Annotated in this window: 7 protein-coding genes and 5 pseudogenes; 8 read left to right on the top strand and 4 right to left on the bottom strand. The window is 72.3% G+C overall.

Annotated features, from left to right (window positions below; all coding sequences use genetic code 11):
- The first annotated feature begins 11 nt into the window (after positions 1 to 11).
- The 6 genes and pseudogenes from PV963_RS02620 (at position 12) to PV963_RS02595 (ending at position 7,523) form a co-directional block, all read left to right on the top strand.
- Positions 12 to 965, top strand: a complete 954-nt coding sequence (locus PV963_RS02620) for a succinylglutamate desuccinylase/aspartoacylase family protein (RefSeq protein WP_274813951.1) — start codon at positions 12 to 14, stop codon at positions 963 to 965.
- Entirely contained in the window at positions 962 to 2,425 is a 1,464-nt protein-coding gene (locus PV963_RS02615; protein WP_274813950.1) for an aldehyde dehydrogenase family protein, read from the top strand. The genes PV963_RS02620 and PV963_RS02615 overlap by 4 nt, the downstream gene beginning before the upstream one ends.
- A gap of 22 nt (positions 2,426 to 2,447) precedes the next feature.
- Entirely contained in the window at positions 2,448 to 3,386 is a 939-nt protein-coding gene (locus tag PV963_RS02610; protein WP_274813949.1) for an aldo/keto reductase, read from the top strand.
- A gap of 45 nt (positions 3,387 to 3,431) precedes the next feature.
- Positions 3,432 to 4,097 (top strand): haloacid dehalogenase type II, encoded by a 666-nt coding sequence (locus PV963_RS02605; RefSeq protein ID WP_274813948.1) that lies wholly within the window; start codon positions 3,432 to 3,434, stop codon positions 4,095 to 4,097.
- 31 nt (positions 4,098 to 4,128) lie between these two features.
- Positions 4,129 to 5,412 carry an NAD(P)/FAD-dependent oxidoreductase gene (locus tag PV963_RS02600; RefSeq protein WP_274813947.1) on the top strand — a complete coding sequence of 428 codons (1,284 nt, stop codon included), beginning with the start codon at positions 4,129 to 4,131 and terminating at the stop codon, positions 5,410 to 5,412.
- A gap of 132 nt (positions 5,413 to 5,544) precedes the next feature.
- A pseudogene (locus tag PV963_RS02595) lies at positions 5,545 to 7,523 on the top strand (heavy metal translocating P-type ATPase).
- Between the two features lie 9 nt (positions 7,524 to 7,532).
- Here the strand turns inward: PV963_RS02595 and PV963_RS02590 are convergent.
- The 4 pseudogenes from PV963_RS02590 to PV963_RS02575 form a co-directional block, all read right to left on the bottom strand.
- Positions 7,533 to 8,598, bottom strand: a pseudogene (locus PV963_RS02590) (LacI family DNA-binding transcriptional regulator).
- Between the two features lie 105 nt (positions 8,599 to 8,703).
- Positions 8,704 to 11,082 (bottom strand): annotated as a pseudogene (locus PV963_RS02585) (beta-galactosidase).
- Positions 11,079 to 12,844: pseudogene (locus PV963_RS02580) on the bottom strand (beta-galactosidase). Before PV963_RS02580 ends, PV963_RS02585 begins: the two co-directional pseudogenes overlap by 4 nt.
- A 43-nt stretch (positions 12,845 to 12,887) precedes the next feature.
- Positions 12,888 to 14,018: pseudogene (locus PV963_RS02575) on the bottom strand (MFS transporter).
- Positions 14,019 to 14,249: 231 nt separating this feature from the next.
- Here PV963_RS02575 and PV963_RS02570 point away from each other — a divergent pair.
- Entirely contained in the window at positions 14,250 to 15,203 is a 954-nt protein-coding gene (locus PV963_RS02570; protein ID WP_274813946.1) for an aminoglycoside phosphotransferase family protein, read from the top strand.
- Between the two features lie 18 nt (positions 15,204 to 15,221).
- Complete coding sequence (locus tag PV963_RS02565) at positions 15,222 to 15,884, top strand: maltokinase N-terminal cap-like domain-containing protein (RefSeq protein ID WP_274813945.1); 663 nt, start codon at positions 15,222 to 15,224, stop codon at positions 15,882 to 15,884.
- Positions 15,885 to 15,905 lie beyond the last annotated feature (21 nt).

The raw sequence follows: 15,905 nt of genomic DNA, 5'->3' as shown, positions 1-15,905 counted from the left end.
AAAGGAACGACATGTACTCCATCGGTTCCCTGACCGTCGCCCCCGGCGAGCGCGCCCAGGGTCTGATCCCGGTCGGCACCAGCAGCTACGGCGTGGAGCTGGGCATCCCGCTGATCGTCGTCAACGGCACCGAGGACGGCCCGGTGCTGTGCGTGGACGCCGGTGTCCACGGCGACGAGTACGACGGGCAGGAGGCCATCCGCCGCGTCCTCGCCGACATCGACCCGGCCACCCTGCGCGGCACCCTCGTCGGCATCCCCTGCATGAACACCCCCGCCTTCGAGGCAGCCGCCCGCACCAGCGGTCTGGACTACCTGAACCTCAACCGGATCTTCCCGGGCGACGCGGACGGTTCGTACTCCCTGCGCCTGGCCGCCACCTTCGTCGAGCAAGTCGTCCCCGCCATCGACGCCCTGGTCGACCTGCACACGGGCGGCACCTTCGGCGAGATCGCCCCGCTCGTCATCCTCCAGGGCGGCTACGAGGACCTGGCGACCGACCTCGCCCTCGCGGCCGGTCATGAGCTGGTGTGGAAGGGCGGCAAGTGGGGCGGCACGGTCCGTCACCCCACCCTGGCGGCGGGCAAGCCCGCCGTCACCATCGAGGCGGGCGGCGGCACCTACCGCGAGCAGAACGTCGCCCTGCACGTCCACTCGATCCGCAACATCTTGCGGCAGCTGAAGATGATCGACGGCGAGGCGGAACTGCGAGACAGCTACACGACCGTCTCCGGCACCTTCGCCCGGTCCGCCGCCGGCGGCTTCTTCCTCGGCCACGCCGAGCCCGGCGAGACCTGCAAGGAAGGCGACCTGATCGCCCAGATCGTCGACCACTACGGCAACACGCTGGAGGAGGTCCGCGCCCCGCAGGACGGCATCGTGCTCTGGGTGCGCCGGATTCGCACCGTCCGCCCGGGCGACGAGGTGGTCATCTTCGGTGAGGTGCAGGGAGAGATCCAGCCATGAGCGGCGAACTCCCGCTGACCGAACTGTTGTTGATCGACGGCAAGCAGGTCTCCGCCGCCGACGGCCGGAGCTTCACGGTCCTCGATCCGTCGGACGGCACGGCCCTCGCCGAGGTCGCCCACGCCGGCCCGGCGGACGTCGACCAGGCGGTGGCGGCGGCGCGCGCGGCGTTCACCTCGCCCGAGTGGGCCCGGATGCGCGCCGCGGACCGGGGCAGGCTCCTCCTGCGCATCGCGGAGGCGATTCGACGCGAGGGCGAGTGGCTGGCGCGCCTGGAGAGCCAGGACGTCGGCAAGCCGCTCAGTCAGGCGAAGGCCGATGTCGAGTCCGCCGCCCGCTACTTCGAGTTCTACGCGGGCTTCGCCGACAAGCTCGGCGGTTCCACGATCCCTCTCGGACCCGGTCTGATCGACTACACCGTGCGTGAGCCGATCGGGGTCTCCGGTCAGATCATCCCGTTCAACTACCCGCTCCAGAACACCGCGCGGGGCTCGGCGCCCGCCTTGGCCGCGGGCTGCACGGTGGTGCTCAAGCCCTCCCCGGAGGCGCCGCTCACCCCGCTGGAGATCGGCCGTATCGCACTGGAGTGCGGGCTGCCGCCGGGCGTGCTGAACGTCGTACCCGGCGACGGCGAGACCGGCGCGGCCCTCGCCGGGCACCCCGGCATCGACCAGGTCACCTTCACCGGCTCGGTACCCACCGGCATCAAGGTCGCCCAGGCGGCCGCCGCCAACGTGGTGCCCTCGGTGACCGAGCTGGGCGGCAAGTCGCCGTTCGTCGTCTTCGCCGACGCCGACTTCGACCTGGCGCTGAAGGCGATCCTGGGCGCGTCGTTCAGCAACGCCGGGCAGATGTGCTCGGCCGGCACCCGGCTGCTGCTGCAGCGCGGCGCGGAGGAGTTCCTGGACCGGCTGGTGGAGAAGATCGCCACCCTGCGCGTCGGGCCGGGTCTGACGGACCCGGACATCGGCCCGCTGGTCGCCGCCCGTCAGCGCGACCGAGTGCTGGGCTACCTCGACCTGGCCCGGCAGGAGGGCGCCACGGTCCGTGTCGGTGGCGGCGCGCCGTCCGACCCGGCCCTGGCCGACGGCTACTACATCGAGCCGACCGTCCTCACCGGCCTGACCAACCAGGCCCGTTGCGCCCGCGAGGAGATCTTCGGCCCCGTCGTCACCGTCATCGACTTCGACGACGCCGACGACGCCCTTGAGATCGCCAACGACAGCCCGTACGGCCTGTCCTCCTACGTCTGGACCCGCGACATCGACAAGGCGATGCGCCTGGCCGAAGGCATCCGGGCCGGACAGGTCTACGTCAACGCCACCGGTGTCGGCACCGGCGTCGAGCTGCCCTTCGGCGGCTACAAGCACAGCGGGTGGGGCCGGGAGAAGGGCCTCGAAGCGCTGGCGAGCTACACGCAGACGAAGAACGTCTGCATCGGATTCGGGAGCCGGTCATGAGCGCCATGAGAGGAGCCCGGTCATGAGATACCGCACCCTGGGCGAACGCGGCCCGGCCGTCTCCGTCGTCGGCGTCGGCGGCAACAACTTCGGTTCCCGCCTCGACGAGGACGGCACCAAAGCCGTCGTCCACGCGGCCCTCGACGCCGGGATCACCCTGTTCGACACCGCCGACATGTACGGCGGGTTCGGCGAGAGCGGCGGTGCCCGCGGCGACGGTGAACGCCTCCTCGGCGCCGCCCTCAAGGGCCGCCGTGACGACGTCGTCCTGGCCACCAAGTTCGGCATGGAGATGGGCCCGGAGGCCGGCCAGTACGGCCGACGGGGTGCCCGCGCGTACATCCGGTACGCCGTCGAAGCCTCGCTCCGCCGTCTCGGCACCGACCGGATCGACCTGTACCAGTACCACGAGCCGGACGGCGTCACCCCGCTGGAGGAGACGGTCGCCGCCCTGCGCGAACTCGTCGACGAGGGCAAGATCGGCTACATCGGCTGCTCCAACCTGCCGGCCGAGCAGCTCAGCGACGCCTTCGTCTCCACTCAGGCCCGCTACCACCTGCTCGACCGCAGCGTGGAGAACGACCTGATCCCGGCCTGCCTGCGCCACGGCCTCGGACTCCTGCCGTACTACCCGCTCGCCAACGGCCTGCTCAGCGGCAAGTACCGGCGCGGTCAGCAGCCCCCGCCCGGCAGCCGGCTGTCCTGGCGGCAGGGCTGGCTCACCGACGCCGCTCTCGACCGTGTCGAGGCGTTCACCGCGTACGCCGCCGAGCGCGGCCTGACCCTCCTCCAGGTCGCCGTCGGCGCACTGGCCGCACTGCCCGCGGTCGGCTCGGTCATCTGCGGCGCCATGACCCCGGCGCAGGTCACCGCCAACGCGGCGGCGGCCGACTGGCTTCCCGACGCGGCCGATCTGGCCGCCCTGGACGCGATCGTCGCTCCCGGCGAACGCGTCGTCTGAAGACCCGAAGTCCCCTTCTGATTCCACGAATTGAGGCTAGACGCCATGCGAGAGATCGTCACCTTCGACGCCTACGGCACCCTCGTCGACTTCCAGCTCGGCCCCACCACCCTGAAGGTCCTGGAGGACCGGCTGGATCTGGACAACCTGGACGTCGACGAGTTCCTCGACGACTTCCGCGTCATGCGCTTCCAGGCCGTCCTGGAGGCCTACCGCCCGTACCACGAGATCCTGCACTCCAGCCTGCGCAACGCCATGCGCCTGCACGGCCTGGAGTACCGCGACTCCGACGGCGACGCCCTGGTCGACGCCGTCCCCACCTTCGGCCCGTTCCCGGAGGTCCCGGACGCCCTGCGCGCGCTGAAGTCCCGGTACGAGATCGCCATCATCTCCAACACCGACGACGACCTGATCGCGCGCAACGTCGAGAACATCGGCGTGGAGTTCGATCACGTCATCACCGCCCAGCAGGCCGGCGCCTACAAGCCGGACCGGCAGACCTTCGAGCACGCCTTCAAGACCATGGGCGTCGAGCCGTCCCAGGTCATCCACACCGCCCAGGGCTGGGAGTACGACCACATCCCCACCCGCGACCTCGGCCTGAAGCGCCGCGTGTGGATCAACCGCTTCGGCCGCCCCGGCAGCGCCGACTACCAGCCCTACGACGAACTGCCCGACCTGACGGGCCTGCCGAAGCTGCTCGGCTGCTGAACCCTTCCGGACGTTTGTGAGGACGCACGCCATGAAGCAGATCCCCTACTGGCTCGACACAGCCCCCGCCCTGCCCGACCGTTCCGGCAAGGACCTGCCCGACGAGGCGGACGTGGTGGTCATCGGCGGCGGCCTCACCGGCCTGTCCACCGCCTACCACGCCGCCCGCAAGGGAGCCCGGGTCGTCCTCGTCGAGAAGGACAAGGTCGGCTCGGGCGCCTCCGGGCGCAACGGCAGCATGTGCACCCAGGGCCTCACCATCAGCCCCGGCGAGGCCCGCAAGCGCTACGGCCAGGAGCGCGCCCGCGAACTGTACGACTCCTTCCGCGAGGCGGTCGACGTGGTCGAGGAGATCACGCGGACGGAGCGGATCGACTGCGACTTCCACCGGGCGGGCCGGCTCGGAGTGGCCTTCAAGCCGCAGCACTTCGAGTCGATGCGGGCCACCCAGCGCGACCTGGCCGACAACTTCGGCCACGAGACCCGGCTGCTGACCCGCGGCGAGCTGAAGTCTGAGCTGGGCTCGGACTACTACCACGGCGCCCTGCTCGACCCGCTGAGCGCCGCCCTGCACGTGGGCAAGTACGTGCACGGCCTCGCCGAGGCCGCCGAACGGGGCGGCGCCGAGATCCACGAGCGGAATGCGGCCACCGGCCTGACCCGTCTGCCGGGCGGCGGGTTCGTGGTCGAGACCCTGAACGGCACGATCCGTGCCAAGCAGGTCATGGCCGCGACCGACGCCTACACCGACAAGGCGCTGCCGTGGTTCCGCAAGCGGCTCATCAACGTCGGCAGCTTCATCATCGTCACCGAACCGCTAGGCGAGGCGCGCGCCAAGGAGCTGATCCCCAACGGCCGCCTGGTGGTCGACTCCAAGAACATCGGCCACTACATCCGCCTCACCCCCGACAACCGCCTCGCCTTCGGCGGCCGGGCCCGTTTCGCCCCCTCCGATCCGGCCTCCGACGTCAAGAGCGGCGACATCCTCAAGCGGGAGATGACCGAGATCTTCCCGCAGCTCGCCGGGGTGCGGATCGACTACGTGTGGGGCGGCATGGTCGGCTTCTCCTGGGACCGCCTGCCGCACGCCGGTGAGGCGAACGGCCTGTACTACTCGATGGGTTACTGCGGCCACGGGGTCCAGATGGCCACCTACATGGGCCGCGCGGTCGCCGAGATGATGGACGGCCGCCCGGAGGCCAACCCGCTGCGCGGCCTCGGCTTCCCCAAGGTCCCCGTCCCCTTCTACAACGGCACCCCCTGGTTCCTGCCGTTCGGCGGCGCCTACTACAAGGCCAAGGACAAGCTGCGCTGACGCTCGGCACACCGAGGGCCCTTCCGCGAGGTGGGGCCCTCGGCCGTTCCCGGCCGTATGAAGGTATGAATGAGTCTTCATGTGTTCCTGTAAGGTGAGGGAGTCATGCGTCCCCGCCTGAAGGACCCCCCGATGACCTCCACGCTCACGCCGCAGCCGGTCGAACGGGCCGAGCCCGCCCGCACCGGGGCCGCGCCCCGGCGGCGTACCCGTGTTCTCGCGCTCCCCGAGGCGCGCTGGGCCGCTGCCGCCACTGTCTTCTTCCTGCTCGCCCTGCCCCTCCAGCTGACCGGAGCCCCCGCCTGGACCTGGGGCCCGCTCTACGCCCTGTCGTACGTCACGGGCGGCTGGGAGCCGGGCTGGGAAGGCCTCAAGGCGCTGAAGGAACGCACCCTCGACGTCGACCTGCTGATGGTCGTCGCAGCACTGGGCGCGGCGGCGATCGGGCAGGTGATGGACGGTGCCCTGCTCATCGTCATCTTCGCCACCTCCGGCGCGCTGGAGGCGCTGGCCACCGCCCGCACCGCCGACTCCGTCCGCGGCCTGCTCGATCTCGCCCCCGCCACGGCCACTCGGCTGACCCCTGACGGCGGCGAACAGAGCGTGCCCGTCGAGGAGTTGGCGGTCGGCGACACCGTCCTCGTCCGCCCCGGTGAGCGCGTCGGCGCCGACGGCCGCGTGCTGGACGGGGCGAGTGACGTGGACCAGGCGACCATCACCGGCGAGCCGCTCCCCGCGGCGAAGGAGCCGGGCGACGAGGTCTTCGCGGGCACCCTCAACGGCACCGGCGCCCTGCGGGTCCGGGTCGAGCGCGACGCCTCCGACTCGGTGATCGCCCGGATCGTCCGGATGGTGGAGGAAGCGTCCGAGACCAAGGCGCCCACGCAGCTGTTCATCGAGAAGGTCGAACAGCGCTACTCGCTGGGCATGGTGGCCGCGACCCTGGCCGTCTTCCTGGTGCCGCTCGCCTTCGGCGAGCAGCTCACCGACGCGCTGCTGCGCGCCATGACGTTCATGATCGTGGCCTCTCCGTGCGCGGTCGTGCTGGCCACCATGCCGCCCCTGCTGTCGGCCATCGCCAACGCCGGACGGCACGGCGTGCTGGTGAAGTCGGCCGTGGTGATGGAGCGGCTCGGCCAGGTGGACGCGGTCGCGCTGGACAAGACCGGCACGCTCACCGAGGGCAGCCCGCGTGTCACCGATGTCCGGCCGCTGCCCGGATCCGGCCTGGACGAAGCCGAGTTGCTGACACTGGCGGCGGCGGCCGAGCGGCCCAGTGAGCATCCGCTGGCCCGGGCGGTCGTGGACGCGGCCCGCGAGCGTGGTCTCGATCTGCCCGGCGCTGAGGACTTCACCTCCGCGCCCGGCGTGGGAGTGACCGCCGTCGTGAGCGGCCGAGGGGTCGCCGTCGGCGCCCCGGCCCGCCTGCTGGACGCACCGGCAGCACGGTCACCGCGGTGGCCGAGGAACTGGAGGAGTCCGGCCGTACCGCCGTCCTGGTCCTCGTCGACGGCGCCCCCGCAGGGCTGCTCGGCATCGCCGACCGGCTGCGCCCGGACGCCGCCGCCACCGTCGCCGCGCTCACCACCCTCACCGGCACCGCCCCGACGCTGCTCACCGGCGACAACCCCCGGGCCGCCGCACACCTCGCCGCCGAGGCCGGCATCGACGACGTGCGCGCCGGGCTGCTGCCGCAGGACAAGCTGACGGCCGTGCAGGAGATGGAGCGCGCGGGCCGCAAGGTGCTCGTCGTCGGGGACGGTGTCAACGACGCACCCGCACTGGCCGCCGCCCACACCGGCGTCGCCATGGGCCGGGCGGGCTCCGACCTGGCCCTGGAGACCGCCGACGCCGTGATCGTGCGCGACGAACTGGCGGCCGTCCCCACCACCGTCGCCCTCTCGCGCCGCGCCCGCAGGCTGGTCGTCCAGAACCTCGTCATCGCCGGGGTGTTCATCGCCGGCCTCGTCGTCTGGGACCTGGCCGGAAACCTGCCGCTGCCGCTGGGCGTCGCGGGCCACGAGGGCTCCACGGTCCTGGTCGGTCTGAACGGTCTGCGGCTGCTGCGGGAGACGGCCTGGCAGCGGGCCTTTGCCGAGGGAAGCGAGTGACGAACGCCGTCAGTTCACCGGTGGCGGGCCGCTGCTGGCACGCACGACCAGGTCCACAGGGACGAGCGTGTCGACGCGGGGCGACTCCCCGGGACCGTCGATGCGGTCCAGGAGGAGCCGCAGGGAACGGGTGCCGATCTCGGCGAAGTCGGTGCGGACGGTGGTCAGCGGCGGCAGGAGATGCGCGGCCTCGGGGATGTCGTCGTAGCCGACGACGCTGACGTCCCCGGGGACGGAGCGTCCGGACTCGTGCAGGGCGTGCAGCAGGCCCAGAGCCATCTGGTCGTTCGAGGCGAACACCGCCGTCACCTCCGGGCGCCGGGCCAGCCGGCGGCCCAGCCCGTAACCGGAGTCGGCGCTCCAGTCCCCGGCGAGCGGGCCGGGATGTCCGCACCGGCCGCCTGGAGCGTCGCCTGCCAGCTCGCCAGCCGATGGTCGGCGGAGGTCCAGCCGGCCGGGCCCGCGATGTGCCAGACCGTGGCGTGCCCGAGGCCGAGGAGGTGCTCGGTGGCCTTGCGGGCGCCGGCCCGGGAGTCGCCGGTGACCAGGGGCGTGCTGTCGTCGAGGGCGCTCTCCAGCACCACCAGGGAGTCCCGAGGTCGGTCTGCGCCAGGGCCCGGCCCACCCACTGCTGCGGGGCGATCGCGATGACGCCGTCCGCGCCCTCGGCCGACAGCCGGTGCACGGCCTCGACGACGGTGTCGTGGTCGGCCGTGTCGAGCGCGATGGAGCTCACCAGGTAACCGGCGTCCTGGGCCGCGGTGTTGATGGCGGTCAGGATGGAGGCGGGCCCGTACCGGGCGGCGTCGAAGGAGATGACGCCGAGCATCCGGGTCCGGCCGCTGGCCAGCGACCGCGCGCTGCGGCTGGGCCGGTAGCCGAGGGTGCGCATGGCGTCCAGGACCGCCTCGCGCGTCTCGGGGCGGACGGCCGGATGGTCGTTGAGCACCCGGGAGACGGTCTGCTTGGAGACGCCGGCCAGCCGGGCCACGTCGGCCATAACCGGCCGCGCCCCCGCGAAGTTGCGCCTGCTGCGGCCCTTGGGGACAGGGCTGTCGGTGGCGCTCGGTGTCATGGCGGGTGATTCCTCGACGTCGGTTACGGCGGTCCTGACCCCGCCCGGCAGGAGCACAGCATAGGCCGGGCGGGGGCGCGCAGGATCCTCGGAGCGACAGGGGCCTCAGCTCGTCCGGAGCGCCCACGAGCGGGTGACCACCCACTCGGCGTGCCGCACCCCGGCCGCCCGCCAGTCGTCACCCGCCTGTCCCGGCACATGCACGGGAGCGTCAGCGGCCAGCGGCAGCACCCTCAGCCGCAGGCCCAGCGCCCGCACCTGCTCGACGGGCAGCCGGTCCAGGCCGATGTCCCACACCCGGCCCGAGTGGAACTGGTCGGCGACCAGGACGTCCCCCACGTAGGCCCGGGCCAGGTCGCCCGTCCAGCGCAGCCGCAGCAGGACACCGGCGGGCGCCCGAAGCAGGTCTTCCGGTACATCGACCCGGTACTCGGCGGCCACCGTCTCGACGTACCTGTCCGCCGGTACGCTCGCCCGGCCCTCCACGCCGGTCACCGGCTCGGGCGCCGGACCGGCGGGCCTGACCAGGGTGACGGGCACCACGGTGTCCGCGAGGGGCGCGGCCTCGATCGTGTAGCGGGTGAACACGCCGTCCGCCGCCTCCCGCACCCGTGTCCCCGCCGGCACCGGAGCGGAATCCGGCGCGGGCAGCACCGCGAACGAGGGCTCGGCGGCCGGGCTGTGCAGCCGTACCTCGTCACCGTCGAAGACGACACCGTCCCCGCTCAGCACCAGCCGCTCGGCTCCCCACGCCTCCCCCCGGTAGACGGTACGGGCCGTCGCCGCGTCCAGGACCAGGAGCCCGACGCGTGAACCGTCGGCCGCGTCCACCTCGACCAGGGCGTCGGTGCCGGGCCGCACGCCGCTGACCAGGACCCGTCCGGCGACCGGCGTGACCTCCCCGGAGGGTGTCGCGACGGACGCCACCGTGTCCGCGTCCAGGGCCAGTTCGGGCGCGATGCCGTCGGTCGCGGCCAGCACCAGGACCGTGCGCCGCCCGCCTCCACGGTGCACACCGGCTGCGCGGTCGCCCACTCCAGCCGCAGCCCGGCCACCTCCAGTCGCAGCGGCCAGCAGAAGTAGGCGCCGGAGGGCACCGTGACGGGAGCGCTCGGCAGCGTCAGCGGCGGTGCGTCCGCGAAGTCGACCGTGAAGGCCGTGTCCGGGTGGTCGGGCAGCGGCTCGTGCGGCTGGTGGTTGGTCACGAACAGGAAGCCCGACGTGCCGTCGTACGGACGGCCCAGCGCAGCGTGTCCCGGTCGTGCTGCCCGGTCGGCCGCTGCTCGGGCAGCACGGACTCCATGGGCGCGATCCGGTGCCCGAAGCAGTCCAACAGCAGGTGCTGAAGCCGCAGTTCGTGGTACGAGGGCCGCACCTGGCCGTACTCGCCGAGCGGGGCCTGGAAGTCGTACGTCAGGACCGGCAGGTCGTTGGGGTAGCCGGTGGCGTGCGACTCCTGAAGGGGCGTCAGCTCACCGGGCGGGTTCGTACCGCCGTGGAACATGTAGTAGCCCTGCCACACCGAACCGCAGCCGATCTTGGTGAGACCCAGCGCGCCCACGTCGGCGGCCTCGACCCGGGGCCGCCGGTGGTAGGCCACCGCCATGCCGCCGCCCAACTCACAGGTGGCCCAGGGGAATCGGTCCACCGGGACCGGGTCGGCGCCGCGCACGGTCGTGGGCCGCAGGTCGGCGCCGATGCCCTCGTCGTCGCGCACGTGGGTGAAGAAGAAGTGCTTGCGGCAGGTGTCGGGCCAGCCGCCGTCCGCCTCCGTCCAGAACGCCTCCGGATAGCCGCCGTACAGCGGGAGCAGTTCCTCGCCCGGGAGCTGGACCCCGCCCAGGCGGTCGACGTCCACAGCGGCGCGCTCAGTCCGGCCTCCTGGGCCAGGCGCTTCAGGGTGCGCAGATGGCCGGGCTGGTCGTAGAGCTCGTTCTCGATCTGGATCGCGACGATCGGGCCGCCGTGCGCCCGGTCCAGGCCGCGCAGTTGTTCCGCGACGGCCGCGAACCAGACGCGTACGGGCTCCAGATAGGCCGGATCGTCGGTGCGTGGTGTGCGTGCGCGGGCGAGCAGCCAGTCGGGCAGGCCGCCGTTGCGTACCTCCGCGTGGCACCACGGGCCGACGCGCGGGATGAAGTCCAGGCCGTGGCGGGCGCACAGCTCGGCGAAGCGACGCAGGTCGCGGTCGCCGTCGAAGCGGATCCGCCCCTCGATCTCCTCGTGGTGGATCCAGATGACGTAGGAGGCGACGGCACTCACGCCGCCCGCCTTCATCTTCAGCAGCTCCTCCTCCCACTCCCGGGCCGGGTAGCGGGAGTAGTGGAACTCGCCGGAGACCGGGAACCAGGGGCGGCCGCCACGGGTGAGCCAGCGGCCGGTGACCTCGATCGGGTCGGGCACGCCGGGTGCGTCCGCGAAGGGCAGGTGGCCGGTCAGTGGGGGAGCGGAGGGCGCGGGCACGCGCAGCCGGTGCGCGGTCACCAGGTGTTCTCCGGGCCGAGGTCGGGCGTATCGGTGAGCTGGGCGCGGGTGGCGGTGCTTCCGTGCAGCTCCAGCAGGACCAGCTCGTTGGTGCCGGGCCGCAGCACCGGCGCGGGGACGTAGAGCGTGTGCTGCGGGCCGCGGTTCCAGTAGCGGCCCAGGTGGAAGCCGTTGACCCAGGCCTGCCCTTTCGTCCAGCCGGGCAGGGAGAGGAAGGCGTCGGCGGGCGCGATCACCTCGAAGGTGCCGCGGTGGAAGGCAGGCACGGTGACCGCCGCCCCGTCGGCCGGGCTGAACGGCACCGCGTCCAGGTCGTCCAGCGGCAGCGCGTGGCAGTCCCAGCCGCGCAGGGCGGTGCCGTTGAAGGAGACGGGCCCGAACAGGCCCTTCGCGGAGCCGATGCGGGGCCCGTAGTTGACGCCGCCCATGTTCTCGACGAGCACCTCGAGCGTCGCGCCGGGGCGCGGGACACGCACCGGCAGCGTCTCGTCGTGGCGTTCGCGCTCCAGCACACCGACGGGTGCGCCGTCGACGAAGACCTGGGCACGGTCGCCGACACCGCCGGCGAAGTGCAGCAGGCCGTCACCGGAGGCGGGAAGGACGGTGCGGTAGAGCGCGTAGCCGGTGTGCTGTCCGAGCTCGCCCATGGTCACCGGGTTGTCGGTGCGGACGGGCGTGGCGAGCGCGCCGGTGAGGGGAAGCAGAGGTGCCCGGCCGTCCAACTCGACGTCGGTCGGCGGCAGTTTGGGTCCGGGAGCCGGGGCGGACTCGTCGGGGACGCCGACATGGCGGGCGATGACCTCGCGGAAGGCGTGGTACTTCGGGCCCGGGTCACCGCACTCGGTGAGCGCGGCGTCGTAGTCGTACGACGTGACGGTGGGCTCGTAGGCGTGCTTGTGGTTGGCGCCGTTGGTGAAGCCGAAGTTGGTGCCGCCGTGGAACATGTAGATGTTGACGGACGCCCCGGCGGACAGCAGCCGGTCCAGATCGGCGGCGGCGTCGGCCGCGTCCCGTACGTGGTGCGGACCGCCCCAGTGGTCGAACCAGCCGATCCAGAACTCCGCGCAGAACAGCGGGCCTTCGCCCTGGTGCGCGCGCAGCCGCCCGAGGTTCTGCTCGACCCGGCTGCCGAAGGTGCTCGCGGTCAGCACGCCCGGCAGGCTCCCGGCGGCCAGGTGCTCGGGGTCGGCCTGGTCGCAGGTGAACAGCAGCTCCTCGACGCCCCGGGAGCGGAACGCGTCGGCCAGGTGCTTCAGATACGCGCTGTCGTCGCCGTAGGCCCCGTACTCGTTCTCCACCTGCACGGCGATGACGGGACCGCCCGCCGCGGCCAGGTGGGGCCGGAGCGCGGGCAGCAGCAGGTCCAGGTAGCGGTCGACGGCCCCGGTGAAACGCGGATCGCTGGACCGCAGCCGGATGTCCGGGTCCGACGTCAGCCAGTCGGGCAGGCCGCCGCCGTCCCACTCGGCACAGATGAACGGACCGGGACGCAGCAGCACGTGCAGCCCCTCGTCCCGGGCGAGCCCGAGGAACCGGGGCAGGTCGAGGAAGCCGTCGAGCACGAGAGGCCCGTCGGGATCGGGCTGGTGGTGGTTCCACGGGAGGTACGTCTCCACCGTGTTGAGGCCCATCAGCCGCGCCTTGCGCAGCCGTCGGCCACAGGCCGGGGTGGACACGGAAGTAGTGCAGCGCACCGGAGATGATCCGGAACGGCTCGCCGTGCCAGAAGGAATCCGTCGGACGTCGTCGTCAGGGCGGGCATGCGGAGGCTTCCCTCGGGATAAGGGGCGAAATTCGATGGGGCTTCAGGGGGAGCGGGTGACGCGGATCAGCCAGAGCGTGGCGGCCAGGCACAGCGCCGAGACACCGCACAGCAGCAGCGGCACCGCGCGGACCCCGACCACTCGATGGCCTTGCCCAGCGCCGGCCCGGCAGCGACACCGCCGCCCATGGACGCGGCGATGACCAGCGCACCGGCTCTGCGGGCCCGCGGGGCGACCCGGTTGAGCCAGGGCAGTCCGGTCGGGAAGATCGGCGCGATGAACAGACCCACACCGGCGTACGCGTACGGCGCCAGCGCCGGCACGGAAGCGGCCAGCAGACACACCGTCATACCCGCGCAGGAGACGGCGATGATGGCCTGGGCGGAGAAGCGCAACGCGAGCGGTGCGACCAGGAAGCGGCCGACGGTCATCATCAGCCAGTACACGGAGGTGGCGGTGGCGGCGACGCCCGCGCCGTAGCCGACGGTCTCCAGATGGGTGGGTTCCCAGCCGCCGACACCGGCCTCGATGCCGATGTGCAGGACGTAGAGCGCGACGAAGACGGCGAGCACCGAGGCGAGGCTCCGCCGCAGGACCCCACCACCACTCGCCTCGTCACCGGCCGGGACGGGCGCGTCGTTCCGTACGCCCTTCAGGCACAGCAGCAACGGCAGGTTGGCGAGGGCGAAACCGAGGAAGACGGCCGGGTAGTGCTCGGAGCCGACCACGCCGATCAGGGCGGGGCTGAGGATGGGCCGATGCCGAAGTGGGCGTGCAGGATGTTCAGCATCGCAGTCGAACGGTGGCCGAAGCCCACGGCGAACAGCTGGTTGAGCCCGTAGTCGATGCCGCCGAAACCGAGCCCGGCGAGCAGGGCCGCCGCCAGGGCGGTGGGCCAGCCGGGCGCCAGCGCGAAGCCCGCGGCGCCGACCGCCATGAGCAAGTAGGAGCTGCCGAGGATGTGCCGGTTGCCGACCCGCCCGTAGAGCCGGTCGAACAGCAGCACAACCGGCCACGCCGCCGACGAAGTGGGCACTGAGCCCGAGCCCGCAGCGGACGGCGAGAGCCCGAACTCCGCACGGAAACCGGGATCGCGGGCCCGTACAGAGCCTGCAACGCACCCATGAGCACGAAGCCAACACAGGAGGCGACCACGGCGGCCCCGCTGAACACCGGGGCGGACGGAGCGGGGAGAGGGTGGCTGCGCGCTGTGGGGTGGGCTGGTCGGTCACGCGGACTCCGGGGGACGGCCGGCGGCGGGCGATGGTGATGTTACCGGTAACATCGGGCCTGCCGACACCCTTTGGCGGCACGAAGTGAGAAGCCCCGCGCAAGTTCCCCGCTGCTGTGACGACTCCCGTAATCGCGTGGTCAAGCTGGCACAACGGCTGATCTAATGCGCGCGTGGAGATCTCCAGGAGCGACGCACCGCGTCCCACCGCCGACCCCTGGCCCGGATACTTCGCCGACCGCGGACACCCGGAGGCCCGCCGTATCGGCGCCGGCGTCGAGGGGGTCGTCTACGGGCTGGGCGACGGCCGCGTCGCCAAGGTGTGGACCGGCCGGCCGCCGACCGAGCTCACCCGCCGGGTCTACGCGGACATCGCAGCACACCGTCCGCCCTTCGCCACCCCGGAAATCCTCGAGGTCCACGAGCACCAGGGCATCGTGGTGACGTACGAGCGTGAGCTGCCCGGTGTCCCGATGCGGGCCGACTCCGCGCATGAGGAGTACGAGCGCGAACTGCCCGGCCGGCACAAGGACACGCTGCTCGCCGTCCTGCGTGGTCTGGCCTCGGTGCCGGGCACGGAGGCGATGCGCCGGCTGACCGTCCAGGGCGACGACCGACCCCTCTGGCAGGGCCACGACCGCTTTCAGGACGCGCTCGCGGCCCTGGTCGCTCGGGCCGCCGCCCGGCACGGCGCTGCCCTCGCCGCGCGGGTGCCCGACTTCGACGCCGGGGTCGAGCGCACGCTGAACGCGCTGCGGTCGCTGCCCGATGCCCCGGTCACCGCGATCCACGGTGACCTCGTGCCGCCCAACATCCACGTCGACACGGTCGGCCGACCCGTCGCCGTACTCGACTTCGGCTTCTACACGACCGCGGGCGACCCGGCCTTCGAGGCGGCCGTCACCGCCGCCGTCTGCGACATGTACGGCCCGCACGCCCAGGAGCACACCGCGGAACTCACCCGGCTCTTCGCGCAGGAGCTCGGCTACTCGCCCGCCGCGCTCACCACCTATCAAGCCGCCTACGCCCTCAGCACCTACGACCTGTTCGGTCCGGACGACAGCGACGGACACTTCCGGTGGTGTGCCGGGCAGTTGCGTCACAACCGTGTGTTCGGGCCGGCGTAACGGAAGGGAACCTTCGGCATGGCCGTCATCCACCGCACCTCGCTCCAACCGACCAAGCTGGAACTGCTCACCTCCTGGCTGCCGTCCCGTCCGTGGTACCGCGGTGGCGCGGCCGAACCGCAGCCGGCCAAGGCCGGCGGGTTCCGGCTGGACGACCCGCAGGGCGAGGTCGGGATCGAGTTCATCATTGTCACGGACTCCTCCGGCCCTCACCCGATCACCTACCTGGTGCCGCTGACCTATCGCGGTGCCCCGCTCGACGGAGCGGAGCACGCCCTCGTGGGCACCATGGAGCACGGCGTGCTCGGGCGGCGCTGGGCCTACGACGGCTGCCACGACCCCGTGCTGCTCGCCCAGTTGGTGGCCTTGATCGAGGGGCGGGTGCAGGCCCAGAACCAGAACACCAGCGACGTCCCCGACCGGGAGGTCATCGCCTCCCACACCGGCGAAGGCTCCATCCCCACGGACTTCATCACCACCGACGACCAGGACGGCACCCGGCTGACCACACCGCACGGCACGACCCTCAGCCTCCACCGGGTCCTGCAACCTGCCCCGGACGGCCCGTTCCCGCCCTCCCATGGAGTGACCGGCCACGTCACCGGCTCCTGGCAACTCCCGGACGGCACCCGGGCCCGCGGAGTGTTCGCCGTCCTGCACACCGGCGGCGGGGCGGCCTAGCCTCACGCGCACACGCACCTG

Source organism: Streptomyces coeruleorubidus, from assembly GCF_028885415.1.
Taxonomy (GTDB): Bacteria; Actinomycetota; Actinomycetes; order Streptomycetales; family Streptomycetaceae; genus Streptomyces; species Streptomyces coeruleorubidus_A.
Note: the sequence above shows the minus strand (reverse complement) of the source record. Positions and strands in the feature narration are given on the sequence as shown.